19 protein-coding genes and 4 pseudogenes are annotated in these 23,027 nt (G+C 64.0%); 8 read left to right on the forward strand and 15 right to left on the reverse strand.

Annotation, left to right across the window (positions count from 1 at the left end; all coding sequences use genetic code 11):
- Positions 1 to 81 precede the first annotated feature (81 nt).
- A complete protein-coding gene (locus DRF71_RS08215) occupies positions 82 to 564 on the forward strand; it encodes a CAP domain-containing protein (RefSeq protein WP_157970994.1) in 483 nt (160 codons plus the stop codon).
- A gap of 44 nt (positions 565 to 608) precedes the next feature.
- On the opposite strand, the gene DRF71_RS08220 is transcribed toward DRF71_RS08215, so the two are convergent.
- A complete protein-coding gene (locus DRF71_RS08220; RefSeq protein WP_112310112.1) occupies positions 609 to 947 on the reverse strand; it encodes a hypothetical protein in 339 nt (112 codons plus the stop codon).
- Positions 948 to 1,054: 107 nt separating this feature from the next.
- On the opposite strand from DRF71_RS08220, the gene rnr reads away from it, so the two are divergent.
- Positions 1,055 to 3,304, forward strand: coding sequence for a ribonuclease R (gene rnr, locus DRF71_RS08225; RefSeq protein ID WP_112310113.1), 2,250 nt, complete (start codon positions 1,055 to 1,057; stop codon positions 3,302 to 3,304).
- Positions 3,301 to 4,530, forward strand: coding sequence for a lytic murein transglycosylase (locus DRF71_RS08230; RefSeq protein ID WP_112310114.1), 1,230 nt, complete (start codon positions 3,301 to 3,303; stop codon positions 4,528 to 4,530). Before rnr ends, DRF71_RS08230 begins: the two co-directional genes overlap by 4 nt.
- Before the next feature lie 99 nt (positions 4,531 to 4,629).
- Here the strand turns inward: DRF71_RS08230 and DRF71_RS08235 are convergent, their stop codons facing one another.
- The 3 genes from DRF71_RS08235 to DRF71_RS08245 all read right to left on the reverse strand — a co-directional run bounded on the left by DRF71_RS08235 (position 4,630) and on the right by DRF71_RS08245 (position 7,166).
- Positions 4,630 to 5,286, reverse strand: a complete 657-nt coding sequence (locus DRF71_RS08235; RefSeq protein WP_112310115.1) for an HAD family hydrolase — start codon at positions 5,284 to 5,286, stop codon at positions 4,630 to 4,632.
- Between the two features lie 117 nt (positions 5,287 to 5,403).
- Positions 5,404 to 5,973 (reverse strand): 16S rRNA (guanine(966)-N(2))-methyltransferase RsmD, encoded by a 570-nt coding sequence (gene rsmD, locus DRF71_RS08240; protein WP_112310116.1) that lies wholly within the window; start codon positions 5,971 to 5,973, stop codon positions 5,404 to 5,406.
- Positions 5,973 to 7,166, reverse strand: coding sequence for an NAD(P)/FAD-dependent oxidoreductase (locus DRF71_RS08245; protein ID WP_112310117.1), 1,194 nt, complete (start codon positions 7,164 to 7,166; stop codon positions 5,973 to 5,975). Before DRF71_RS08245 ends, rsmD begins: the two co-directional genes overlap by 1 nt.
- 80 nt (positions 7,167 to 7,246) lie before the next feature.
- Here DRF71_RS08245 and DRF71_RS08250 point away from each other — a divergent pair, with 80 nt between their 5' ends.
- Entirely contained in the window at positions 7,247 to 7,738 is a 492-nt protein-coding gene (locus DRF71_RS08250) for a peroxiredoxin (RefSeq protein WP_112310118.1), read from the forward strand.
- A 267-nt stretch (positions 7,739 to 8,005) separates the two neighbouring features.
- Here the strand turns inward: DRF71_RS08250 and DRF71_RS08255 are convergent.
- The 3 pseudogenes from DRF71_RS08255 to DRF71_RS08265 all read right to left on the reverse strand — a co-directional run.
- Positions 8,006 to 8,926: pseudogene (locus DRF71_RS08255) on the reverse strand (IS5 family transposase).
- Between the two features lie 173 nt (positions 8,927 to 9,099).
- Positions 9,100 to 10,542: pseudogene (locus DRF71_RS08260) on the reverse strand (IS1182 family transposase).
- Positions 10,543 to 10,646: 104 nt separating this feature from the next.
- A pseudogene (locus tag DRF71_RS08265) lies at positions 10,647 to 10,949 on the reverse strand (AbiH family protein); the annotation flags it as partial.
- A 92-nt stretch (positions 10,950 to 11,041) separates the two neighbouring features.
- On the opposite strand from DRF71_RS08265, the gene DRF71_RS28510 reads away from it, so the two are divergent.
- Positions 11,042 to 11,233: a hypothetical protein gene (locus DRF71_RS28510; protein WP_232831389.1), complete on the forward strand. Its 192-nt coding sequence runs from the start codon at positions 11,042 to 11,044 to the stop codon at positions 11,231 to 11,233.
- Between the two features lie 236 nt (positions 11,234 to 11,469).
- Here DRF71_RS28510 and DRF71_RS08275 read toward each other — a convergent pair whose 3' ends face one another.
- From DRF71_RS08275 to DRF71_RS08300, 6 genes and pseudogenes are all read right to left on the reverse strand, one after another.
- Entirely contained in the window at positions 11,470 to 11,859 is a 390-nt protein-coding gene (locus DRF71_RS08275) for a 4a-hydroxytetrahydrobiopterin dehydratase (RefSeq protein ID WP_112310120.1), read from the reverse strand.
- Positions 11,860 to 11,875: 16 nt separating this feature from the next.
- Positions 11,876 to 13,033, reverse strand: a complete 1,158-nt coding sequence (locus DRF71_RS08280; protein WP_112310121.1) for a GNAT family N-acetyltransferase — start codon at positions 13,031 to 13,033, stop codon at positions 11,876 to 11,878.
- Between the two features lie 60 nt (positions 13,034 to 13,093).
- Positions 13,094 to 13,864 carry a glycerophosphodiester phosphodiesterase family protein gene (locus DRF71_RS08285; protein ID WP_112310122.1) on the reverse strand — a complete coding sequence of 257 codons (771 nt, stop codon included), beginning with the start codon at positions 13,862 to 13,864 and terminating at the stop codon, positions 13,094 to 13,096.
- A 2-nt stretch (positions 13,865 to 13,866) separates the two neighbouring features.
- Positions 13,867 to 14,325, reverse strand: coding sequence for a RidA family protein (locus DRF71_RS08290; RefSeq protein ID WP_112310123.1), 459 nt, complete (start codon positions 14,323 to 14,325; stop codon positions 13,867 to 13,869).
- Positions 14,326 to 14,444: 119 nt separating this feature from the next.
- Positions 14,445 to 15,764 carry an HlyD family type I secretion periplasmic adaptor subunit gene (locus tag DRF71_RS08295; RefSeq protein ID WP_112310124.1) on the reverse strand — a complete coding sequence of 440 codons (1,320 nt, stop codon included), beginning with the start codon at positions 15,762 to 15,764 and terminating at the stop codon, positions 14,445 to 14,447.
- Positions 15,761 to 16,705 (reverse strand): annotated as a pseudogene (locus DRF71_RS08300) (type I secretion system permease/ATPase); the annotation flags it as partial. The pseudogene DRF71_RS08300 and the gene DRF71_RS08295, both read right to left, overlap by 4 nt.
- Before the next feature lie 341 nt (positions 16,706 to 17,046).
- Between DRF71_RS08300 and DRF71_RS08305 the strand changes: the two are divergent.
- Positions 17,047 to 17,835, forward strand: coding sequence for an MlaA family lipoprotein (locus tag DRF71_RS08305; protein WP_112310126.1), 789 nt, complete (start codon positions 17,047 to 17,049; stop codon positions 17,833 to 17,835).
- Positions 17,836 to 17,851: 16 nt separating this feature from the next.
- Entirely contained in the window at positions 17,852 to 18,463 is a 612-nt protein-coding gene (locus DRF71_RS08310) for an MlaC/ttg2D family ABC transporter substrate-binding protein (RefSeq protein WP_112310127.1), read from the forward strand.
- A 210-nt stretch (positions 18,464 to 18,673) separates the two neighbouring features.
- Here DRF71_RS08310 and DRF71_RS08315 read toward each other — a convergent pair whose 3' ends face one another.
- Both DRF71_RS08315 and DRF71_RS08320 read right to left on the reverse strand, forming a co-directional pair.
- Positions 18,674 to 20,023 carry an ammonium transporter gene (locus tag DRF71_RS08315; RefSeq protein WP_112310128.1) on the reverse strand — a complete coding sequence of 450 codons (1,350 nt, stop codon included), beginning with the start codon at positions 20,021 to 20,023 and terminating at the stop codon, positions 18,674 to 18,676.
- A gap of 36 nt (positions 20,024 to 20,059) precedes the next feature.
- Positions 20,060 to 20,398 carry a P-II family nitrogen regulator gene (locus DRF71_RS08320; protein WP_112310129.1) on the reverse strand — a complete coding sequence of 113 codons (339 nt, stop codon included), beginning with the start codon at positions 20,396 to 20,398 and terminating at the stop codon, positions 20,060 to 20,062.
- A 271-nt stretch (positions 20,399 to 20,669) separates the two neighbouring features.
- Between DRF71_RS08320 and DRF71_RS08325 the strand changes: the two genes are divergently transcribed.
- Positions 20,670 to 22,982 carry a transglycosylase domain-containing protein gene (locus tag DRF71_RS08325; RefSeq protein ID WP_112310130.1) on the forward strand — a complete coding sequence of 771 codons (2,313 nt, stop codon included), beginning with the start codon at positions 20,670 to 20,672 and terminating at the stop codon, positions 22,980 to 22,982.
- Positions 22,983 to 23,027: the final 45 nt, after the last annotated feature.

Raw genomic sequence — 23,027 nt, forward strand, 5'->3', positions numbered from 1 at the left:
CGATCTTTGCCAGACATGCAGGGAGGAGGCCAGCGGGGGCTGGCCCTGTGTGATCCCACTCTGGATGTGAGTGCTGCTGCCATGAGATTTTCCCTGTTGCCGCCTCTGGCGGTCGCCCTGATTGCGCTTGCCGCGCCGGCAATCGCCTGTACCGCTGCCTCTGACCGGCAGCAGATCCGACAGGAATTCGCCCAATGGGTCAATGCGCTGCGCACCGACCGTGGGCTGCGTCCGCTGGCGATCAACCTGACGCTGGATCGCGCTGCCAGGGGACATGCCTGCGACATGGCAAAGAATGCCTTTATGAGCCATAGCGGCTCTAACGGGTCAACGCTGAAGACACGGCTGAAACGGGCGGGCTACGGGCTGAAAACCGCCACCGAGAACCTTGCGACCAGCAGTTCCGCCCCGAATTCGGCAACGCCGGCGCGGCTCTGGCTGAATTCGCCCTCGCATCTGGTCAACCTCCTCAACCCGGATATCACCGAGATGGGGCTGGAGATCACCGTGGCGCGCGGCAAGACCTATTACGTCTTTGTCGGCGGCCGGCCGCGCGGCAGCTGACCCCGCTGTTCAGCCCAAACCCGTGGCTCAGCCTCAACTCTGGCTCAGACTCCGGCTGGCCAGCGTGCTTGCGCCAGCACCTTTGCCTCGCCCTGGGGCGGGGCCTCGCCCGTCTCCCAGGCATAAAGGCGGATATGGTCGGCGCCGGCGCCATCCGGCCCGGCCATCACCCGCCATTCCAGACTGAATCCTTCGGGGATCAGCCCCTCGGCCCAGAACGTGATCTCTTCGCTTTCCAGCGCCTCTGACGGCAGCATCGGCCAGCCCGCCTCATCGCCCCAATAGACCAGCGCCTCGATCTCCGGATCCTTTGCAGCCAACACGGCCAGGGGCTGCAGGAACAGCTCTTCCGGCGTCTTTTGCTGCGGCTTTTTCGGGGCCATCGGAACCTCTCTGGAACGGGCCTGAAACTGGCCCGCATAAGCGGTGGAAAGCGCAGCCTGTCAAGCATTTGCTTCCCGGCTGGCCGGGGTCGTGCTAGGTCTGGCGCATGAGCCAGATCCCATCCAAAGAGCAGATCCGTCAATGGATCACCGACAATCCCGGCCTGTCGTCCAAGCGCGACATCGCGAAAGCCTTCGGTGTGAAGGGGGACGAGCGCAGTGAACTGAAACGCGTCTTGCGCGAGATGGAGACCGAGGGTGATCTTGCCAAACGCGCCCGGCGTTTCCTCCCCAAAGGCGAGCTGCCGCCGGTTGCGCTGCTGAAAGTATTGCCCCCCGATGCGGCGGGCGATCTTTTTGCCGAAGCGATGGAGGAAGGCGTCGATCCCGATACCGGTCGCATCCTGATCATCCCGAAAAAGGGCGATCCGGTTCTTGGCGCCGGTGACCGGATTCTGGCGCGGCTGGCGAGGGTCGATCTGGACGATTACGTCTGGGAGGCGCGGTTGATCCGGCGCATCGGTTCGAACCCGCTGAAAGTGCTGGGCGTATTCCGCAAAGGATCCGAGGGCGGGCGGATCGTGCCGATCGACAAGGGCCAGGACAAGGAATGGCGCGTTCTGCCTGATGGGGATCTGGGCGCCAAAGATGGTGAGCTGGTCGAGGGCGAGGCCGTGGGCAATCGCCGCATGGGCCTGCCCCAGGCGAAGATCGTGGCGCGTCTGGGCGATCCTGCCGGGCCTCGCGCGGTCTCGCTGATCGCCATTCACCAGCATGGTATCCCCGATCAGTTCCCCGACAAGGCGGTGGAAGAGGCCGATAACGCGGCTCCCTTTACAATGGCGCATCGCGAAGACCTGCGCGCTCTGGATCTGGTGACCATCGACCCCCAGGATGCCCGCGACCGCGATGATGCGGTGCTGGCGCTGGTCGATGACGAGCCTGGGAACCCGGACGGATTCGTCCTTTGGGTCGCCATTGCCGATGTGGCGAATTATGTCCGCCCGGGATCGGCTTTGGACCGTGAGGCAAGGCGGCGCGGCAACTCGACCTATTTCCCCGACCGTGTTGTGCCAATGCTGCCGGATACGCTGTCTGGCGATTTGTGTTCGCTGCACGAACATGTTGACCGCCCCTGTATGGCGGTGCGGATGCGGGTCAATTCCTCGGGGCAAAAGATCGCGCATCGCTTCACGCGCGGCGTGATGCGCTCGAAAGGCAGTCTGGAATACGGCCAGGTGCAGCGCGCGATTGACGGCCAGCCCGATGCGGCAACCGGGGCGCTGCTGCCGCAGCTACAGACGCTTTACGCCTGCTATGACGCGCTGAAACGCGGCCGCGCGCTGCGTCAGCCGCTGGATCTGGACCTGCCGGAACGCCAGATCGTTCTGTCCGATGAGGGCAAGGTACTGTCCGTGAATTTCAAGGACCGGCTCGACGCGCATAAGCTGATCGAGGAATGCATGGTGATGGCGAATGTCGCCGCCGCCGAGGAATTGCAGCGGGTGAAGCAGCCGCTTTTGTACCGCGTCCATGAAGAACCCTCGCCCGACAAGCTGGAGGCTTTGCGCGAGGTGGCGGAGGGGTCCGGTTTCACGCTGGCCAAGGGCCAGGTGCTGAAAACCTCGCATCTGAACCAGCTCCTGAAGCAGGCCGAAGGGTCGGAATTTGATGAGCTGATCAATATCTCGACCCTGCGGTCAATGACCCAGGCCTATTACGCGCCCGAGAATTTCGGCCATTTTGGGCTTGCGCTGAAGAATTACGCGCATTTCACCTCGCCCATTCGGCGCTATGCCGACCTGATCGTGCATCGTGCGCTGATCCGGGGGCTGGGGCTGGGTCCGGACGGGTTGTCGGATTTCGACATGGAAAACCTTGCCGAGACCGGCAAGCTGATCTCGGATGCCGAGCGCCGGTCGATGGCGGCCGAGCGCGACACTGTCGATCGCTATCTGGCGGCCTACCTCTCGGACCGGGTCGGCGCGGAATTCACGGGCCGCGTGGCCGGGGTGCAGCGGTTTGGCCTCTTCGTGAAGCTTGATGAGACCGGCGCTGACGGGCTGGTGCCGATCCGCGAGGTCGGACGCGAATTCTTCCATTTCGACCCCGACAGCCAGACCCTGATGGGTGCAGATACGGGCCTGACCATCGGCATCGGCCAGAAGGTCAGGGTGCGGCTGGCCGAGGCGGTGCCGGTGACCGGCGGGCTGATCCTTGAACTGGTCGAGCTGGAAGACCGCGCCCTGCCCTCGGGCCGGGCGGCCAATGGGCGCGGGCGGGCGCCGAAACGCGCGCTCGGCAAGGCGCGGGCGGCTCAGGCTGCGAAACGGCGGGTGGTGAGGCGCCGCAAATGAAACACCTCGCTTTGGCCGCGCTGATGGTGCTGGCGCCTCCTGCCCTTGCGCAGGTGGTTGAGGAGGCGGAAGGCGTGATGGCGGAAGGTCGCGAGGTGGAATCCGAGGCCGGTTTCCGGGCCTGGATTGGTGAATATCGCGCTAAGGCGCTGTCGGCCGGCGTGCCGGCGGCGGTCTGGGACCGCGAGATGCGTGCGGCAGAGTTCCTGCCTGATGTCGTCCGCCGCGACCGCAACCAGAATGAATTCACCCGCACGATCTGGGATTATCTCGACATTGCCGTCTCGGAGGAGCGGGTGGCGATGGGCCGTGCGGCCCTGGCGAAACATGGCGCCCTGCTGGAAAAAATCGAAGCGCAATATGGGGTTAGAAAGGAAATCGTGCTGGCGGCCTGGGGGCTTGAGACCTCTTACGGCACCTTTCGGGGCACGACTGACACCATTTCGGCCCTGGCAACGCTGACCTATGACGGGCGGCGCGAGGCGTTTTTCGGCGAGCAATTGATTGAGGCGCTGAAGATCATTGAGGCCGGCGAGGTGAGCCGCGCCGATATGCAGGGCAGCTGGGCCGGTGCGATGGGGCATACGCAATTCATGCCAACCTCCTGGCGCGATTATGCCGTGGATTTTGATGGCGACGGCCGGCGGAACCTGTGGTCCGGTGATCCGGCGGATGCGCTGGCCTCGGCGGCGCATTACCTCGCGGAACATGGCTGGGCCGCAGGCGTGCCCTGGGGGATGGAGGTGAGGCTGCCGGAGGGGTTTGACTACGACCTGACCTCAGAGCGGGTGGTGAAACCGGTGGCGGACTGGGCGGCACTTGGGGTGAAGCCGGTCGCTGGTGACTGGCCTTCGGGCGAGCGGGTTTCGATCCTGGTTCCCGCCGGCGCAGAAGGGGCGTCCTTTGCGATCTGGCCGAATTTCCAGGCGATCGAGAGCTACAATCCGGCCGATGCCTATGTGATTGCGATTGGTCACCTGGCCGACCGGATCGCGGGCGGCGGACAGATTGAGGCCGCCTGGCCCCGCCACTGGAAGGCGCTGACGCTGGAAGAGCGCAAGGAGGTCCAGTCGCTGCTATCGGCGGCCGGGTTCGAGGCCGGGGGCGTCGATGGGCGGATCGGTCCGAAGACCGTGGCGGCGGTGAAGGCCTGGCAGAAGGCGCGCGGTCTGGTGGCGGATGGCTATGCCAGCCCGGATGTGCTGCGCGGGTTGCGGACGGAGTAACGACCTCCGGCAGGCCGGAGCCCACCGAGACCATTGGTTTCCCGAACCAATGGCGAAATCCAATGGCCTCACCCCGGGATATTCAGCGACAGATGAAATCTACAGGCCGAGCAGGGCTGGCAGGTCTTTCATGCTGTGTAAGAGCGGAATGTTCAGGGCTTTGAGGCCCTGGGCGGGCGGGGCCTCTTCACCATGGGCGGCGAAGCCGAGGCAGGGGATGCCGGCGGCGATGGCGGCGCGGGCGCCTGCGGGGCTGTCTTCGATCACCACACAGGTTTCGGGGGCAGCGCCGCAGGCTTTGGCGCAGGCGAGGTAGAGATCTGGCTGCGGCTTGGGCCGCCCCATGGCCTGGCCTGAAAGCACGGCGCGGAAGCGTGGAAACAGGCCGCGCGCGCCCAGGGTGATCTCCATCTTTTCCGGCGAGCCGTTGGAGCCCACCGCGAAGGGGATGCCGGCGGCGTCGAGCCGGTCGAAGACATCGGTGACGCCCGGGATCAGCGGCACTCCGGTCTCAAGCATGGCATACATATCGGCATAGAGATCGGCGACCCAGCCTTCCGGCAGACTGGCGCCATTGGCGCGGGCGCGGGTGGCGACATCCTCGACCGTGCCGCCGATATAATCGCGCTCCAGCGCCTCAAGCGTCAGAGGGAAGCCGTGGCGGGCAAGGCTGGTGAGCATCAGCTGGAAGGTCGGGCCTTCGCTGTCGACGATCACCCCGTCACAATCGAAGAGAACGGCGGCGGGAGGGGTCATGGCACGATCCGGTTCTGGCAGCGGGCGGGCAGCGCCCGGCCCCGCGCTATCACCCGGTCCGGCGGGATGACAGATGCGGATGCGCAATAGAGAGGGATTGTGTGATAGCGGTAACGGTCAGGCTGCGACCGGCGGGCGCAAAAGGGTGATCCAGGTCTCACCATAGCGGCGCTGGTCGAGGAGTTCATAGCCGCCGGGGGGGGCGGGGGCGGTGCCTTCCTCCCAGACGATCATCGCACCCGGGACGAGCCAGTTGCCGCTCTGCGCGGAGGCGAGCGCCGCTTCGCCCAGCGATTTGCCATAGGGCGGGTCGAGAAACACGAGATCATAGCCGGGGCCGCGATTGGGGCCGAGCTTTGTCGCATCGCGGCGCCAGACATCGGTGCTGCCCATGGCCTGCATCTTCTCGATATTGCGGCGCAAAAGCGCACGGGCGGCGGTGCCGTCATCGACAAAGGCCACCCGCGCGGCGCCGCGCGACAGCGCCTCCAGCCCAAGCGCGCCGGTGCCGGCGAAGAGATCCAGCACCCGCGCGCTCTGGACCGGATTGCCGTAGCCGCCGTTCAGAAGCAGGTTGAAGATCGCCTCGCGCACACGGTCTGAGGTGGGGCGCAGATGTGCGGCCTCATCCCCCTGTCCGACATCCGCGAGTTGCAGGCCCCGCCTTGCGCCTCCGATGATGCGCATTATTTCAGCAGCGCCTTGAGGTCGGGGGCGGTGGTGATCAGTTCGGGGGAGGGCGACTTCCCCGATTCGATCAGCCTTTTGCCGACCATATAGGCGCGGGCATCGCTCATGGCGTCGACGGCCAGCAGGTCATCTCCCCGGTAATACCAATGCGACGTGCCGCCGATTTCGCGGGTGATCACCCGGTCATAGCCGATATTCAGCCCGGCAATCTGCAGTTTCAGATCATATTGGTCCGACCAGAACCAGGGCTTTGCCTCATAGCTTTTGGCGGCACCGAGCATGTTTTCCGCGACGATCTCGCTCTGGTCGATGGCATTGCCGACCGATTCCAGCCGGATCCGCCCGCCCTTCCAGGGGAAAGACGCGCAATCGCCTGCGGCCCAGATCGTCGGATCCGAAGTACGGCCATGCGTATCCGTGGCAATCCCGTTGTCGAGCGCGATTCCGGCGGTCTCGGCCAGTTCCGCGCCGGGCGAGACGCCGACGCCCACCACCACGAAATCCGCCGCGATCTCGCGCCCGTCTTTCAAAAGGACGCCCGTGACGGAAGTGTCGCCGAGGATACGGTCGAGCCCGGTTTCCTCGATGATGGTAACGCCGTGGTCGCTATGGGTCTTGCGGACGAAATCGGCGGTCTCGGCGGCGGCGACGCGTCCGAGGATGCGGGGCGCGGCCTCGATCAGGGTGACGGTGAGGCCCAGCTTTCTGGCGACGGCGGCCGCCTCAAGCCCGATATAGCCGCCGCCGACCACCACGAGGCTGCGCCCCGCAGTGAATTCGGCGCGCATCCGGTCGACATCGGCGAGGTTGCGCACGGTGAAGACGCCGTGCAGATCGCCACCAATCGCCGCCGGGAGCCGGCGGGGGGTCGATCCGGTGGTCAGCGCCAGCTGGTCATAGGGAATGGTCTCGCCGCCGACCGTCACGGTTTTCGCCGCGCGGTCGATGGCGGTGACCGGCTGGCCAAGGCGCAATTCAATATTGTTCTCGGCCCAGAATTCCGGGCTGCGCAGCCAGAGCCGCTCCTGCTCCATCTCGCCCATAAGATAGGCTTTCGACAGAGGCGGGCGCTGATAGGGCGGCGCGGATTCGTCGCCGATCAGGGTGATCGGACCATCGGCCCCGATTGCGCGCAATTTCGCCGCCAGCGCCGCACCCGCCTGACCCGCGCCCACAATCACCACCCGCATTGTCCGCCCCCTCTGGAATGTTACGGAGCGCAGCCTATAACTTCCCGGGCAACAGGCGCAACGCGCGAGGAGACACGGATATGTCGCAAATCACTGTCGGGGCGAAACTGCCCGAAGCGAAACTGCTGAAACTGGGTGAGAACGGGCCGGAAGCGGTGGATCTGGGCGAAAAGCTTAAGGGTCGCAAAGTGGTGATCTTCGGGTTGCCGGGCGCCTATACCGGCGTCTGCACCACTGCCCATGTGCCGAGCTTTATCCGCACGGCGGAGAAATTCGCGGCAAAAGGCGTGGCCGAGATCATCTGCGTTTCGGTCAATGATCCGTTTGTGATGGATGCCTGGGAGAAGTCGACCGGGGCGGACAAAGCCGGCCTGTCCTTCCTGGGCGATGCGGACGGGTCTTTCACCAAAGCGATCGGGCTGGATTTCGATGCACCGCCCGCCGGGCTGCTGGGGCGCTCAAAGCGCTATGCGCTGCTGGCCGAAGATGGTGTGGTGAAGGTGCTGCATCTGGAGGCCTCGCCCGGGCAATGCGAGATTTCGGGTGGCGAGGCACTGCTGGCTGAGGTCTGATCTTTCGGGCTGGCCTTCGCGGGGGGCTGTCTGCCCCCCGCCCCCCCGAGGATATTTCGGGACAGATGAAATCAGGGGCGCGAACTGCGAACTGTTTCGCAATGTCGAAGGCCATCATCCCGCCCTGCCCTGCAATGGCAGAGCGCAGTGGCCTCCTGCCTCGATCACCGTTCCCTCCACCGCGGCGCCGCAAGACTGCTTCCAGTCCCAAGCGGCTCTGTTGCACAAATCGGCTGCTGACCGGACTGCCCCCTTCCGCCGACAGACCTATCCTGCGACCTCTGTGATAGGTGTGCCAAGTGCGGTGAAGCCGTTCAGGACGGCTACGCGGACTTGGAACTCTGCACCTGACGGTCGAAGTCCCTGGCTGACAGGCGCTGGCCCAGCAGTTTAACGCAGTGCATTTTGGTCTCTACTCGGCTTCTACGGTGGTAGCCGCTCCATCGTCGCCAGATGATGCGCCCGACCCGCTTCGAAGTGCGCAGGATCTCGTTGCGGGCGATGGCCCCGGGGGTGTCGGGCTTCCAATCCTTGGCGTTCTTGCGGGGCGGGATGATCGCGGCGGCCCCTCGGGCGGCGATGGCTTTATGGCATTTGCGGGTGTCGAAGGCACCATCGGCGGTGACGGTTGCGATCTCCTGCTCGGGCGGGATCTGGTCGAGCATCTCGGGCAGCAAGGGCGCATCGCCCACGTTGCTGGTGGTGAACTCGGCTGCACGGATTTCCAGGGTTTTCTCATCGATCCCGATGTGGATCTTGCGCCAAACTCTGCGTTTCGAGCCGCCATGCTTGCGGGCGTTCCACTCGCCTTCACCCTCGACCTTGATCCCGGTGCTGTCGACCAGCAGGTGCAGGGGGCCGTCCGAACCACGAAAGGGAATGTTGACCTTCAGGGCCTTCTGGCGTCGCGACAGCGTGCTGAAGTCGGGCACGTCCCAGTCGAGGCCGATCAGCCGTAGCAGGCTCTCGACGAAGCCGGTCGTCTGGCGCAGCGCCATCCCGAACAGCACGACAGGTCTGGATGGCAGCGTCGCTGTAGTCGGGTTGCCGCCCACGCTTGCCGGTCGGCGCGGCCTCCCAGATCATGGCGGGATCGAACCAGATCGTCAGCGAGCCCCGGCGCTTGAGCGCCTCGTTATAGGCGGGCCAGTTCCTGGTCTTGTAGGCGGGGGGCGTAGGTCTGCTCATGCCGCACAGCTACCATGCTGGATTCTCAAGATGAATCCAGCAGCCGATTTGTGCAACAGAGCCAGGGCCTAGGCTGTATGGAAACTCACCGCGGATGATATCTGACGCGTTGCTCCGGCCAAGATGAGGCGACCAGCAACAAATCTCGACAGGACGTGGTTTGGCGGCCCTTTTCAGGCCTTCACCGCCGCCATCAGCCCTTGGATCCCGATCAGCGCCATCATCCGTTTGATGTTACAGGCAAGGACGTTCAGCGCGATCTCGGTCCTCACGTTCCTCAGCCTGCGGGTCAGGAAGTGGGTCGTGCCCATCCAGGCCTTGATGGTGCCGAAGGGATGCGCGACCGTGCCGCGGCGGATCGTCATCGGCTCAGTTGGTCCGATCAACCTGGCCCGTGCCGCCTCGATCAGATGCTCGTGCGCCCACCGGGTGATCCGGCGCTCCTTGCCGGTTGTGCAGCGGGCCTTCATGGGGCATCCGCCGCACTCCCCGGTCCAGTAGCGGCGCAGTTCCAGCCCGTCTTCCTCGGTCGTGTAGCGGTAGAGGTCAGCGCTTCGCCAGCGGGGCAGCGGTAGACATCCGCATCGGCCTCGTAGGCGAAGTCGGGCTTCACATACATACCCTTGATCCTGTTGCCGGACGTCTCCGGCTTGGGGATCGTTGTGGTGATGCCAGCCTCATGGCAGGTCAGGATCTGCCGTCCGCTGAAGTAGCCCTTGTCGGCCAGCACATGCATCGTGTCACGATGAAGCGCCTCCTGCGCGGCCAGCGCCATCGGCACCAGAAGATCGCGGTCATGGCCCTGATTGGTGACGTCATGCACGACGATCAGGTGCGTTTCCGCATCGACGGCGGTCTGGACGTTGTAGCCGACCATACCGCTGTTGCGGGCGCTCGTGGCCATGGCGCGGGCGTCAGGATCTGTCAGGGAGATCTGACCGTCCGGTGCATCGGCCAGCGCGCGATCCATAGCTTGCAGATGCTGGATGTGCTGGCGGACGCGGCCGTAGCGCTTGGCCAAATGCGCGACCTTCTCGGCCCGAACCTCGCCTTCTTCTTGTTGATCGACGCGGACCATCTCGGCGATGTAGCGTTCGACGTCCGCCTCCAGATGGGCGATGCGGCTGGCGACCTTGCCCTTGGTGAAGTTGCGATCCCGTGCATTCACTGCCCGGAACTTGCTGCCGTCGATGGCAATGCACGCGCCCTTCAGCACACCGATGCGGCGGCACAGCTCCACAAACTGGGCGCAGGTTCGGCGGATGCCAGCGCCGTTGTCGCGGCGGAAATCGGCGATGGTCTTATGATCGGGCACCAGCCGGCCCGTCAGCCACATCAGTCCGACGTTGCGGCCCCGCCTCGCGCTCCAGCCTGCGGCTCGACGGGATCCGGTTCAGGTAGCCGTAGATGAACAGCTTGAGCAGAACAGCAGGATGGTAGCCGGGGCGACCCGTGCGTGCCGCTGCCGACCGCACGAAGCCGAAGTCAGCCAGATCAAGCTCATCTACGAAGAGATCGACCACCCGGACCAGATGATCCTCATGGATCCAGTCCTCGAGCCGATCGGGGAAAAGGACTGTCTGCCCGCGCGCTACGCCTTCGATGAAACCTGACATGCCGATCCCCCGCAGCCATGCAGAAGTCTACCATAGAGCGGAGTTTCCACACACCCTCGGCCGGTTGGCGGAGCAGATCACGGAGTGGCCTGTCATGGAATCTCTTATAGCCGATCAAGGGTGGTGAAGCTTGTGCGCGCGACGGGGATGCCCATGGCCTCGGCGAGCTCTGCCTTTTCCCACCGCTCTGAGCTGGCGCCGTAGTAGGAGATCGTCCAGTTCGCCGTCTGCGGAACCCCACGCAAGATTCGCTCAAAATACGGGCGGTCGACTGCGGTAAGGCTGTGGCCGAACACGAAGATCTCTTCAATGTCGGTGAGGCCGAAAAAGAAGCGCCAATTGCGCGCGATGATCTTCTCGGTCGGTTTGAACGTGCCACGGAAGTAATCGTCGATTAGCCGATACCCACCGGCAACGCGGGTGTCGGTATCCTTATCGACTTGGCTCTCCTAGGATTCGTGATCGCCCGGCCCCCAGCCGTGGCCGAGGACGATGTCGGATGCTTCGTCCAGCAGAGATCCGCGATCAGGACATCCTGGTGAACGCGATCCTCGCCGGCACCCCGGCGGAGCGGATCCAGGCGAAGATGGAACAGCTGGAGACGCGCCAGAAGCAGTTGGAGAAAGACCTGGCCACCGCCCCTGCCCCCGGCTCGACCATCGGCATCCACCCGAAGATGGCAGAGAACTGAAAACAAAGGATCCAGGCGCTGATCGCTGACCTTACGGAGCCGGGCCAGGAGGGCGAAGCGCGGGAGGCGATCCGGGGGCTGATCGAGAAGATCGTGGCGACACCGATGCCTACCAAGGGCAAGCGGATGACGCTGGATCTGGTGCTTCACGGCGATCTGGCTGGGATTTTGGCCATGAGCCTTGGTGCCGACCAGATATCCGGACAACAAAAAACCTCCCTTTTACAGAAGGTTGATCAAAGTGTAGGTTTCTGGTTGCGGGGGCGGGATTGCGCCTTTGCTTCGCAAAGACAGAGAACCGGCTCGCCGTGATCGGTGATCACCGTGGCGTCAGGTGCGAAACGGTCGAGTTTTCGGGCCAGATCGGTGTCGAGGCCGGTCAGCCCATCCGTGTCATGGGTGGTCAGCGTAACATCGACGATATTATACCGGTTTGACCATTCCGGATGGTGATTGGCGCGCTCTGCCGCGAGGGCGGCACGGGACATGAAGGCCCAGGCCTCAGAGAAGCTGCGGAATTTCCAGATCTTGCGCAGCGCATCGCGCCCGGAGACCGCTCGCCAGCCGGTGGCTTCCAGCGCGGGAAGTTGTTCTTCGCGTTCGGTTTTGGTCAGTGGCGTGGCCATGGCACCCTCCCTTTGGTCAATCGGCCTCTCCGCTGCGGCGGAACGGGCCGTAATGGGTGAGGATTTCGATCTCTTCATCCATTGCAAGCGATTCGCGTGCCACGAAATCGGCGACGGCGCAGCGGAAGCCCGGATCGGTGATATGGTGCAGGGACCAGGTCTCCTGGGGCAGGTAGCCGCGCGCGAGTTTGTGTTCGCCCTGGGCGCCGGCCTCGACCCGTTGCAGGCCCTGCGCGATGGCATAGTCGATGGCCTGGTAGTAGCAGAGCTCGAAATGCAGTGCCGGGTAATCGGCCAGCGCGCCCCAATAGCGGCCGAACAGCGTGTCGCGGCCGATGAAGTTCAGTGCGCCCGCCACCGGGGTAGCACCGTCAAAGGCCAGGACCAGCAGCATGTCATCCCGCATCGTCTGGTGAAACGCGCGGAATGCCTCGCGGGTAAGATAGGGGCGGCCCCATTTGCGGGACCCGGTATCCTGGTAGAAAGCCCAGAAAGCATTCCAGTGTTCGGGCTCGATCTGGTCGCCGCTGAGGGCGCGGATGGTCAGGCCATGGACGCGGGCGGCCTCGCGTTCTTTGCGGATCATCTTCCGTTTGCGCGAGGACAGATCGGCGAGAAAATCGTCAAAGCTGGCATAACCCCGGTTCAGCCAGTGGAATTGCTGGCTCTTGCGGGCGATGAGGTCCTGGAATCCTTCCAGGGCCTGCGCCTCTTCTGCGGTGCAGAAGGTGACATGCAGCGACGAGATCTGATTGCTGCCGGTGATCGAAATGGCGGCCTCGGCCAGCGCCTCGCGACAGCGGGCCGGGCCAAGGAGGCGCCGGCCGGTCACCGGGGTGAAGGGCACCGCCGCCTGGAGTTTCGGGTAATAGCGGCCGCCGGCGCGCTCATAAGCCTCGGCCCAGCCATGGTCGAAGATATATTCGCCCTGGCTGTGGGTCTTGAGCCAGAGCGGCATCAGCGCGGCGGGGCGGCCGCCCTCCGAGAGGATCAGGGGCTTCGGCAGCCAGCCGGTCTTGCCGCCGGTCGAACCGGAGACCTCCAGCGCCAGCAAAAAGCGATGGGTGGTGAACGGGTCGATGGGGCGGCCCCGGGCCTGTTCCGGCGCGGCAATCGCATCCCAGAGGGCGGCAGGGATTTCGGCCAGACTGTCAGCGAGGGTGATATCGGCCATCGCGATCCTGTTCCGGGGCGGGGTCTTCCTGCGGTTAAGATGGGGCGGGATGCCTTTGGGTCAAGCCGGGATCACCGCGAGATAGGATTCAAAGGTCACATTCTGCGCGATGGTGCGGGCCTTTGCCTCGGCCCCGGGCGAGCGGATCGTCCAGCACAGGATCGCTGCGCCCTGCCCCTTCAGCGCGGCCACACGCGGGCGGGCAAGATCGGCGGCCTCATGGCTGATGAAAGAGGCGCCTGTACAGTCGTAATCCGGAATGTCGCGCAGGCGGTCGCAGGTGGCCCGGTCCAGCGGCGCCCAGTCATCAGGGTCATAGGCCGATGTGGTGATCCCGCGCGGAACCTCGGGCGCGAGCCGGGCCATATGGGCGATGGAATGCGGGTTGAAGGACATCACCGCCACATCGCCCCGATAATCGGCCAGCAGGCGGGCAGTTTCGGCCTCCAGCCTGCCATCGGTGTCGGACATGGTCAGGCTCTGGTCCTTCAGCTCGATCAGCAGCGGCACCTGGCCGGCGACGAGATCCAGCACCTGGGCGAGGGTGGGAATGGGGTCCTCACCGTCTTTCAGGATGATCCGGCCCAGCTCTTCGGCTGTGCGTGCATTTACCGGGCCGGTCTCAGCGGTCAGACGGTCGAGACCCTCATCGTGAAAGACCATCGCCACACCGTCCTGCGACAGCTGCAGGTCGACCTCAATAGCATAGCCGGCACGAATGGCGGCCCGGATCGCGGCCGGAGAATTCTCGATGACCCCCCTGCCACGATCATGCAGCGCGCGATGGGCGACGGGCAGATGCAGGAACGAGGCCGGCAGGGGGATCCGCATGATCAGGCGATCTCGAAAATCGCGTCGATTTCCACCGCAACGCCAAGCGGCAGCGAGTTCGACGATACGGCAGCGCGGGCGTGGCGGCCTTTATCGCCCAGCACCTCGACCATGAAGTCGGAGGCGCCGTTGATCACCTTGGGCTGGTCGGTGAAATCGGGAGTGGAATTGACGAACCCGGTCAGTTTGACCAGCCGGATGATGCGGTTCAGATCACCGCCGCAGGCGGCTTTAGCCTGGGACAGGAGCGAGATCGCGCAACGCCGCGCGGCATTGGCGCCCTGTTCTACCGAGAGGTCAGAGCCCAGCTTGCCTTTGATCGGGCCGTTTTCGTCTGCACTGATCTGGCCGGAAACATAGACCAGAGTGCCGCTTTGCACGAATCCCACATAGTTCGCGACCGGGGCCGGCGCCTCGGGAAGGGTGACGCCGAGCGCTTTCAGACGGGCTTCGATGGACATGGGATTCTCCGCTGATGGGTTTCGCAGCAGAGCCTAGCCGCAGCCCGCCCGGGCGACAAGCAGGGCACCGCAAACGATTTCTTGCAAGAAATCGTGCCGGAGTTTTGCAAAACTCCGGCTCAGCTCTCGCGGAAAGCGCGGTTGAAATAGTCCATGAAGGGTTTCACCAGATAGCCGATCGGGGTGCGGGCATCGGTCTGGATAAAGGCTTCGACCGGCATCCCGGGCATCAGTTGCAACCCTTCAAGCTTGTCGATCTCGCCCTCGTCCGGCACGATCTCGACCCGGTAGTAGCTGGCTTGGGTCGCCTGATCACTGAAGGCATCCGCCGATACCACCGTCACCTTGCCCTGAAGATGCGGCGTGGTGCGCGAGGAAAAGGCCGAGAAGACCAGTTCCACCGCCTGGCCGACATGCAGCTGGTCAATGTCGATGGGGGAGACCTGGGCCGCAATCACCAGCGGCCGGTCCTGCGGCACGATATAAAGCAGCGGATCTGCGGGGCGGATCACGGCGCGGGGCGTGGTCACACCAAGCCCCAGCACAATCCCGGCCACCGGAGTGCGGATATCCAGCCGCGCCACCTGTTCGCGCAATGCGCGGCGGCGCTCGGCCAGTTCCAGCTCCATCGGCGCAATCTCGCGCAGCCGGTCGGTCGCTTCCTCGCGGCGGCGGATGTCGATGCTGCCGATCACCACATTGATCTCGGTGATGCGTTCCTCGGCCTGGGCGCGGGTGGAGATCAGGTCACCCGTCTGGCCCAGAAGCCGCGCCTCTTCGCGCTGCAACGCCAGCACCGAAGCCGCCTGGGTCAGCCCGCGTTCCAGGAGGCTCTTCTGGCTGGTCAGCTCCTGGCGGATCAGATCCAGCTGGATACGGATCGCCTCGGATTGCGCATCAATCCCGGTGATCCGCGCATTGATCTGGTCGATCTGGCGGATCAGCTGTTCCGCCTCTTTCGCCGAGGTCGCACGCCGCGCCTCGAACAGGCTGATCTGGCCGTCGATCTGGCCCTGTACCTCGGGGCGGATTTCAGCCTCGGCCAGCAAGTCTTCGGGGAATGCCAGTTCGGCGACATTGTCACGCTCGGCCTCAAGCCGCACCCGTTGCGAGATCACCTCGGAAAGCTGGCCTTCGACAATCGCCAGTTCCGAATGCAACAGCGTGCCGTCCAGCCGGATCAGCACATCGCCGGCCTCGACCTTCTGACCCTCGATCACCTCGATTGCGGCCACCACACCGCCATCAGGATGCTGGATGACCTGGCGGTTCTGTTCGACCTCGATCTGGCCGACGGCCACGATGGCGCCCGAAAGGCTGGCCATCGCGCCCCAGACGCCAAAACCGCCGATCAGCGCGAAAAGTGCCAGAAAGCCGATGATCATCGGGCCGCGCATCGACCATTGGCTCAGGCCGGTATCGGAAGCAGGCCCGCTCATTGCACGCCTCCCTGGCTGGCGGGGCTTTGCACGCCCTGGATCGGCCGCGCGATATCTCCGGCATTCTTGACCGCCTCGCGCAGCACCTGGTCACGCGGGCCGAAATTCTGCACCATTCCGTCTTTCATCAGCATCAGGAGCTCGCATTCCTGGATCGCCGCCGGCCGGTGCGCCATGATGAACACCGCGCAGCCATCGGCTTTGGCCTGGCGGATCGCCTGGTTCAGGGCCAGCGAGCCGTCATTGTCGAGATTGGAGTTCGGCTCATCCAGCACCAGCATTACCGGATTGCCGTAAAACGCCCGGGCAAGTCCGATCCGCTGGATCTGCCCGCCCGAAAGCTGGCCGCCCATGCTGGTCACCGGCGTGTCATAGCCCTTGGGCAGATGCAGGATCAGATCATGCACCGCCGCTTTCTTCGCCGCCTCGACGATCTTTTCCGGATCGGCCTTCTCATCAAGCCGCGAGATATTCTCGGCGATAGTGCCATCGAACAGGGTCACGCGCTGCGGCAGATAGCCGATATAGCTGCCCAGCACGTCCGGATCGTATTGATCCAGCGTCGCGCCATCCAGCCGGACCGTCCCCGCCGCCGCCGGCCAGACCCCGCAAAGCGCCCGCGCCAGAGAAGATTTCCCCGATCCCGACAGCCCGATCACCCCGATGGCCTGGCCCGGATCCACCCGGAAGGACACACCGCGCAACACGGGGCGGGTATCGCCGGGCGGCAGCACCGCAAGCCCTGCGACCTCGATCCGGCCGGTCGGGCGCGGCAATGCGGTGCGGGGCACCTCGCGCGGCACATCCGAGAGAAGCTTCGCCAGCCGGTCCCGCGCCGCCCGGGTTCTGGCCAGCATCGGCCATTGCCCGATGGTCTGCTCGATCGGCTGCAATGCGCGGCCAAGCAGGATCGAGCCCGCGATCATCGCCCCGGGGGACAATCTGCAGCATGTAAAGCGGCGAGGTCAGCATCAGCAGATTGGCAAAGACCGAGAAGAGGAATGCCGCCAGCAACGCCCCCCGCGAGAGCGACCGGACCGAGGCAAGCTCACTCAGCCCGGATTGCGTGCTGTCTTTGGCCAATGCAATTCTCCAGATGTCACAAAAATCTCTCAGTAAACGCCCGGATTTTGGCCGAAGCCTGCCGCCCCGGGCCGCGTCGCACGAATGTCCGTTGTCTTGAGCTTTGCCACACCGTAAGCCTCTGACGCAATATGCCTGCAATCTTGCCCGTGTTTTGTGGCCCCGGCCACCCGTCATATGCCGCCCCGAGATCCTGTTGATGACCGCAACCTGCCCGCCTTTTCCCTTTGCGCCCCGCCCCATTCTGCTCGCCCTCGGGCTGAGCGCATTGAGCGCCTGCGCCCAGGCGCCCTCGGCCGATGGCGTCAGTGACCCGCTTGAGCCGGTGAATCGCGGTGTTCACGCGGTGAATAAGGGGCTTGATACGGTAATCGTGCGGCCGGCCTCGAAAGCCTATGGCACGGTGGTGCCGGGGCCGGTGCGCCAGGGGGTTTCCAATGTGGCGGATACGCTGGATCTGCCGGGCGTGGTGGTGAATCAGGTGCTGCAGGCCCGGATCGGCGAGGCCACCACCAACACGCTGCGCCTTGCGGTGAATGCGACTGCGGGGATCGGCGGGCTGTTCGATGTGGCCTCGGTGCTGGGCATGCCGAAGACGGATGCCGATTTCGGCCAGACGCTCGCCGTCTGGGGTGTCGGCGAAGGCCCCTATGTCGAGCTGCCCATCGAAGGGCCCTCGACCGCGCGCGACACGGTCGGGCTTGTGGTCGATCTCGCGATGAACCCGCTGAACAATGTCTTCGACGGCAATGATGCGGATGCGACCCTGGCGATTGAGGGCCTGTCACGATTGAATGATCGCTACCGCTATTCCGATACGATCGATTCGATCCTATATGACAGCGCTGACAGCTATGCCCAGCTCCGGCTGCTTTACCTGCAGAACCGGCGGCATGAGATCGCGAAAGCGAAGGGTGGCACGGGCGGGGAAGATGGTGACTTCATCGACCCCTATGAGGAAGATTTCATTGATCCCTATGCGGATTGACGCTGCGAGGACTGACATGTCTGGTACTTTTGTTTCCGGCCTTTCGCGCCGCCACTTTCTCGGAACCGGGCTTGCGGCTGCCGCAGCCCTGGGTGCCATGCCCGCTTTCGCGCTGTCTGATGCCGAGGCACGGGCGCTGATCGACAAGGCAGTGGCTGATATCAACGCGATCATCAATTCGGGCCGCTCCGAGGCCCAGATGTATCCCGCCTTTGAGAAGCTCTTCGCGACCTATGCGGATGTGCCGCAAATCGCGCGCTCGGCGCTTGGCCCGGCGGCGAAGACGGCCTCCAAGGCGCAGCTCCAGTCCTTCACCACGGCCTATCAGGGCTATGTCAGCCGTAAATATGGCCGCCGCTTCCGCGAATTCATCGGCGGGCGGATCGAGGTGACCGGCGCCCGGCCGGTAAAAAGCTATTTCGAGGTGATCTCGACCGCCTATCTGAAAGGCGAAAGCCCCTTCGAGGTGCGCTGGCATGTCTCGAACAAAAGCGGCAAGAACCTGTTCTTCAATATCATCATCGAGGGTGTGAACATGCTCGCCTCGGAACGCACCGAGATTGGCGCGATGCTTGATAAGCGCAAAGGCGATGTCGATGCGCTGGTGCAGGATCTGCAAAGGGCCTGAGCCCCGCTTGCGACCAGCCGGGGAAGCCTCCGGCGGGAGTATTTGGGTCAAGAGGAAATGCCGTCTTCCTCTTGACGAAAATACTCCCCGCGGAGCGATCCGCAGCTGCGGCGATCACCACGCTTAACCCAGAGAAAAGCCCGCCGGATCCAATCCGGCGGGCTTTGTCTTCCGGGGCAGTACGGGGCCGCGCGGCCCCGCACCGTCTGATCAGTAGTGATAGGCGCGCTCGCCATGCGAGGTGAGGTCGAGGCCTTCCCGCTCGGCTTCTTCCTTGACGCGCAGACCACCGGTCACGGCGCCGACCACCTTGTAAAGGACAAAGGACAGCACCGCGCAGTAGATGATGGTGATCCCGACCGCAGCAATCTGGTAGTAGACCTGCTCTGCCATGCCGCGCTCGGCCGGATAGCCCTGACCGCCCAGCGACGGGGCTGCGAAGATGCCTGCGCCGACCGCGCCGACGATGCCGCCGATGCCGTGGATGCCGAAGACATCGAGGCTGTCATCATAGCCCAGTTTCACCTTCACGACGGCGACGAAGTAGTAAGCCGCAGCCGAAGCGATTGCGCCGAGGAAGATCGCGCCGATCGGGCCGACCGCTCCGGCGGCCGGGGTGATGGCGACGAGGCCCGCAATCATGCCCGAGACACCGCCCAGCATCGAGGCCTTGCCGCGCAGCAGTGCTTCAACCAGAACCCAGCCGAGAATGCCGCCGGCGGTTGCGGTGAAGGTGTTGATCATCGCGAGGCCTGCCAGCGGGCCGGCACCCAGAGCCGAGCCGACATTGAACCCGAACCAGCCAACGAAGAGGATCGAGGCGCCAACCATGGTCAGCGTCAGCGAGTGGGGCTGCATGTTCTCTTTGCCATAGCCGACGCGTTTTCCAACGCAGATCGCGCCAACCAGGGCCGCGATACCGGCATTGATGTGAACAACCGTGCCGCCTGCAAAGTCAAACACTTCCCAGCCGAAGAAGAGACCATTCGGGTCCCATGCCATATGCGCGACCGGGTAATAGACCACGGTGACCCACAGCAGCGAGAACAGAAGCGCCGCCGAGAATTTGATCCGCTCGGCAAAGGCGCCGATGATCAGCACCGGGGTGATTGAGGCGAAGGTCATCTGGAACGCGATGAAGACATATTCCGGGATGGTGCCCGAAAGGCTCTCCGGCCCCACACCGGCGAGGAAGAGTTTGCTGAAACCGCCGAAATAGGGGCCCTCGGCACCGCCAAAGGCAAAGGAATACCCGTAGACCACATAGGCGACCATCATCAGCGCGGCGATGGTGGTGGTCTGCATCAGCACGGAAAGCATGTTCTTGGTGCGGACAAGACCGCCATAGAACAGCGCGATCCCCGGGAAGATCATAAAGAGCACGATGACGGTCGAAACCATCATCCAGGCGGTGTCACCGGTATCAAGGGTCGGTGCGGCCTCGGCCACTTCGACAACCGCTTCCGCTGCCGCCTCGGTGGCTTCCTGAGCCAGGGCGGGCAGGCCGGCCACAAGCGACAATGCCGCCGCAAGACCGGTATATTTGACGAGTTTGTTCATTTTTACTGATTTCCCCTAATTCCCTCGGGTCCCTGTTCAGATCGCGTCGTCGCCGGTCTCGCCGGTGCGCACCCGCACGGCCTGTTCGACATCGAGCACAAAGATTTTGCCGTCGCCGATCTTGTCGGTCTTCGCGGTCTTCGCGATGGTCTCGACCACCTGTTCGGCCAGCGCATCGGCCACGACGATTTCCAGCCGGACCTTCGGCACGAAATTCACCGCATATTCGGCGCCACGATAGATTTCGGTATGACCTGATTGCAGGCCGAACCCTTTGATCTCGGTAACCATCATTCCGCGCACGCCGATCGTGGTCAGCGCCTCGCGAACCTCGTCAAGCTTGAACGGTTTCAGTGCAGCAATGATGAGTTTCACATCTGTCCCCTTCCTGAGAGCAAGCCCGGGGCGAGCGGGCCTCTGAGCGAAAGAAGGCGGCGTTTTGCAGGTGCAGCACAAGAAAACGGCGTGTTCTGAACGGGTGCTTTGCGGTGCAGTTGCAAATTTTTTGCACTAATCAAGGCATATGCCTGATTTTTAATCAGCGGATGGATTCGAATCGTCTCCACCTGCCCTTCGCAAAGCCGGCCGAACCCGCTATTCTCCGCCAGATTCAGAAAGAACACGCTTCGAGGCGGGCAGCAGGCATATGGCGACGAGTGGCGGGGGCAAAAGCCCTCTGGTGGCAGACAGACGATATCCCCCCCGTTCTTCCGGAGGGGCATCCTCGGGTGGCTCCGGTGGGGCGGGACGGGGTGGAAATGGTGGTGGCGGTGGCGGCAGGCCGCCGCAAAAGCCGGCCCCGCGTAAACCGGCGCCCAAACAGCCCCGGAAACCCACCCGCACCCGGCGCAAACACGGCTTTGTCCTTGGCACGATCCTGTTCTTCTGGCGGATGATCTGGGGCGTCCTGTGGCGCGTCACCGCCGTGGGGGCGCTGGTCGTCGGCGCGGTCGTGGCCTATTTTTACAGCCAGCTGCCACCGCTTGATGCACTGCTTGACGGTCGCGCGCGCGGCTCGGTCACCATGCTTGACCGCGACGGCAAGACCTTCGCCTGGCGCGGCGAGATGTTTGGCGGCCAGATCACTGCCGATACGGTCTCACCGCATCTCCTCAACGCCATCGTCGCGACCGAGGATAAACGTTTCTACTGGCATCTCGGCGTTTCGCCCCGGGGTATCGCCAGCGCGATCCGCATCAACCTCGCCGAAGGGCGCGGCGCGTTTCAGGGCAATGGCGGCTCGACCATCACGCAGCAGGTGGCGAAACTCCTGTGCCTTGGCGTGCCCTTCGATCCGGCGCAATGGAAGACCGAGACCGCTTATGAGGCAGATTGCCGGGGCGGCGGCATCAAGCGCAAGCTGAAAGAAGTGCCCTATGCCATCGCGATGGAGCTGAAATACTCCAAGAAAGACATCCTCTCGATCTATATGAACCGCGCCTATCTGGGTGCCGGCGCGCGTGGATTCGAGGCTGCGGCGCAGCGCTATTTCGGCAAATCCGCCTCCGAAGTGACCCCGGCCGAAGCGGCGATGCTGGCTGGCCTGTTGCAGGCCCCCTCGGCGCTGGCGCCAACGAACAACCTCGAACGCTCGCAAAACCGCGCCAATGTGGTGATCGGGCTGATGGAGGAACAGGGTTACCTGACCAAAGCCGAGGCTGACGAGGCCCGCGCCAACCCTGCCGCGCCGACCGAGGCCGCGCGGCAGAAATCCGGCGGCTATTTCGCCGATTGGGTGATGGAGACCACGCCGGGTTATCTCGCCCGCGACACCACCGAGGATGTGGTGATCGAGACGACGCTGGACCAGGAGTTGCAGCGCAAGGCCGAAGAGGCGCTGAAATACGTCTTTGACACCAAGGCGAAAGACGGCTCCTCTGCCCAGGCCGCAATTGTGGTGATGAGCTCGGACGGCGCGGTGCGCGCGATGGTTGGCGGGCGGGCGATCCCGCGCGCGGGCGATTTCAACCGCGCAACCCAGGCGCTGCGTCAGACCGGGTCCGCCTTCAAGCCCTTCGTTTATGCGGTGGCGCTGGATCTGGGTTACAGCCCGCTCGATTACGTCGATGACAGCCCCTATACGATCAACGTTCCAGGCTCCGGCCCCTATAGCCCCAAGAATTACGACGATCAGTTCAAGGGCATGATCACACTCGTCCAGGCGCTGAAGGAAAGCCGCAATATCCCGGCGGTGAAGATCTCTGAACTGGTCGGGCGCGATCTGGTGAAACAGGTGGCGTCGGAATTCGGCGTGGCGTCGAAAATGGCCGACGGCCCGGCGCTGGCGCTTGGTGCAAGCGAGTCGACCCTGATCGAGATGACCGGCGCCTATGCCGGCATCCTGAACGGCGGCTCCTCGGTGACGCCCTATGGCTTACGCGCCCTGAAACTCCGGGGCGAGAATGACGAGCTGTTCGGCCAGGGCGGCGGCATTGGCGAGCGGGTGATCTCGGAAACCGCAGCCCATGCGCTGATCTATATGATGACCGAGGTGATCAATTCCGGCACCGGCACCCGCGCCCGCCTGCCCGACCGTGAGGCCGCCGGCAAGACCGGCACGACGAACTCCGCCCGCGACGCCTGGTTTGTCGGCTTCACCTCGGATTATGTGGTCGGCGTCTGGCTCGGCTATGACGACAACCGCCCGCTGGCCGGGGTGACCGGCGGCGGGTTACCAGCCGATATCTGGCGCGAGGTGATGGTCAGGATCAACGAAGGCGTGCCGCCGATGCCGCTGCCGAAAGAGATCCCGCAAAACACCGTGCAAAACGGCGGCGCACTGGGCCCCTCTCCCGATATCGGTGGTGTCGAGCGCCCGATCCTGCCAGAGGAAGTGCCTTATTTCGACGGCTCCAACGCCCCGACCTATGATGGCGGCTCGGTCCAGCAGGGCACGCCCTCCTCGCAGAACCAGGAAGAAATCGACCGCGCCATCCGCGAAGCCATGGGGATGAACTGACCAGACCGCCCGGCCTCTTCCTCTTGAGAAAAATACTCCACGGGG

The organism is Pseudogemmobacter bohemicus (assembly GCF_003290025.1).
GTDB classification, from domain to species: domain Bacteria; phylum Pseudomonadota; class Alphaproteobacteria; order Rhodobacterales; family Rhodobacteraceae; genus Pseudogemmobacter; species Pseudogemmobacter bohemicus.